We start from the raw sequence: 2,305 nt of genomic DNA, 5'->3' as shown, positions 1-2,305 counted from the left end.
CTTTTTCTTTGTATCAAGCTGAAACAACGGTCCGGTTGCCGTGGGCACGATTGCCGTCAAAACAATGGAGTTGCCCTGCCGGGACCAGCGCCCTTCAGAGGTATGATCCTCATTACCGTATGCCAGCATCCATGCGTAACTACCGTCATTTTTCAACAAAAGTTCAGACCCGACCTCCCTCACCCCGTGCAGATAATATCTGCCGACAAGCTGATCCGGTTCTGTGGCCTGTAACGGAATGCACAGCACCAAAACCAGCCATCCCGCAAAGAAAAATATCTGTTTTTTCACAGCCCCCCCTTAAAATTCACCGAACATCACTTTTTTGCATCGTGCCCTTTTAGCAGATGCTTTTTGAAAAACGCCTCCATGGCACCGTAAAACTCAAACTGGTTTTCCTCATTATGAAAACCATGGCCTTCGTTGTCCTTCACCAGATACTGCACCTCAACACCACGCTTTTTCAGGGCAGCAACCATCTGATCAGATTCATCCTTATTCACCCGCGGATCATTGGCTCCCTGGGCAATGAACAGCGGTGTCTTAATCCTGTTGGCGTGAAAGACCGGCGAGCTTGCCGTAAGAGCGTCCTTGTCCTTTTCCGGGTCCCCCACCATCTCATACATCATGGCCAGATACGGTTTCCAGTAAGGGGGAATGGTCTGCATAAAGGTAAACAGGTTGGCAACACCAACATAATCAACCGCTGCAGCATACAGATCCGGAGTAAAGGTCACCCCGGCCAGGGTGGCATACCCGCCGTAACTGCCACCATAGATCCCTACCCGCTTGGGATCGGCTATCCCTTCTTTGATCAGCCAGTTAACGCCATCGGTAATATCATCCTGCATACTCCGGCCCCACTGCTTAAAGCTCTTTTCCCAGAAGGCCCTGCCATAGCCGGTTGAACCACGGTAGTTCATCTGGAACACCGCAAAACCGCGATTGGCCAGAAACTGGATTTCAGGGTTGTAGCCCCATGAATCCCGTACCCACGGCCCGCCGTGGGGGTTGATGATAACCGGCAGGTTCTTTGCCGCACGATTCACCGGCACCGTCAAATAGCCGTTGATGGTCAGGCCATCCCGGGTTGTATAACTTACCGGTTTCATGGGGGCCATATCAGCGGGCTTGATCCGGGGATTGATCTCTCCCAGGGGGGTCAGTGTATCGGTTTTAACCGAATAGATATAGTGGGCACCCTGGGTACGGTCATTGTAGGCAGCCACAACAAAGGTATCTTCAGCCAGGTTTTCGCTCTGCAGAGAGATCTCATAACCGGGCAGTTTTTTCTGAAGGCTGTCGTAGATTAACCTGGTTTCAGTATCAAAGAAATGGCGTTGACTCTTCCAGGTGGTGAAACTTGCCTGTGTAAGCAGTTTACGCTTGTGGGAATAGGATACTCCGCCAAGATCAACATCTGGATGTTCAAAAAGCGGTTGTGATTCCGTGCCATTATTGGGATCAAGCACCACCAGCGCGGTCTTGTCCCGGCCACGGTTTGAAAGGGCATACAGTGACTTGTTATCAAAGGTGAAAAACAGGGGTGATACCGAAGTACGGAAGTCAGTGGTCAGGATGGTCTTGAAGGCATCTTTTTCAGTAGGGCGATATAAAAGGCTGGTATTGACGCCATCTGATGTTGAGGCCATACGGACATGGCCTGCATGGTCAGTTATCCAGCCGGTGATGTTACCGGGGTTCTGTGCCACCAACTGAGCATCACCTGTTTTGACATTAATCCGGTACACGTCAAAAAACTGCGGGTCTCGCTTGTTATGCTGCACCAGCACATGCTCAGGGTCATCCAGCAGGTCATCCACCAGTGAGGCGCGGATCTTGGGAAAGGGGGTAAGATCCTTCACCGTGCCGGTTTTCACATTCACCGACAACAGATGATAATTTTCATCCCCACCAAAATCCTTCACATAGAGGATGGTCTCATTACCTTTCCAGAAAAAACCGGCAATATCCCGCTCTGTTTCAGCAGTAAGCCGTTTTGACATGGCAAAGTCAGGTGCCTTACCGTCAGGCGGCAGGGCAACCACATGCAGGTTCTGGCGGCGCTGATAGGGCTGCATAAACCCAAGGGTTTTCCCGTCATCGGAAAGACGGAAAACAGAACGTTCCGGCTTGCCGAAAAAATCCTTCAGATCATACTGTTTTAAAGCTCCCCCGTCCATGGCCGGGCTGGCAAGGGCAGAAAGCATCAACAGATTACAGACACCGGTAGTTACTAACGACTGCTTCATTATGAAACTCCTTTAAAATTCACTTTTCACGACGAGGTAAGCTGCCATGAAAC

General features: G+C 50.7%; 2 protein-coding genes. Both read right to left on the bottom strand.

Going from position 1 to position 2,305, the window contains the following annotated elements; translation table 11 throughout:
• Nucleotides 1-291 (bottom strand): hypothetical protein (locus OEL57_RS16225; RefSeq protein WP_300741919.1); only part of this gene is annotated, 291 nt, incomplete at its 3' end.
• A gap of 26 nt (nt 292-317) precedes the next feature.
• Complete coding sequence (locus OEL57_RS16220; RefSeq protein ID WP_300741917.1) at nt 318-2,252, bottom strand: alpha/beta hydrolase family protein; 1,935 nt, start codon at nt 2,250-2,252, stop codon at nt 318-320.
• Nucleotides 2,253-2,305 lie beyond the last annotated feature (53 nt).

This window comes from Trichlorobacter sp. (assembly GCF_030247655.1).
GTDB lineage: Bacteria > Desulfobacterota > Desulfuromonadia > Geobacterales > Pseudopelobacteraceae > Trichlorobacter.
Note: the sequence above shows the minus strand (reverse complement) of the source record. Positions and strands in the feature narration are given on the sequence as shown.

What these genes read in the sequence shown, in the direction of transcription:
- OEL57_RS16220 (WP_300741917.1), bottom strand. Translation starts at nt 2,252, where the DNA reads ATGAAGCAGTCGTTAGTAACTACCGGTGTCTGTAATCTGTTGATGCTT.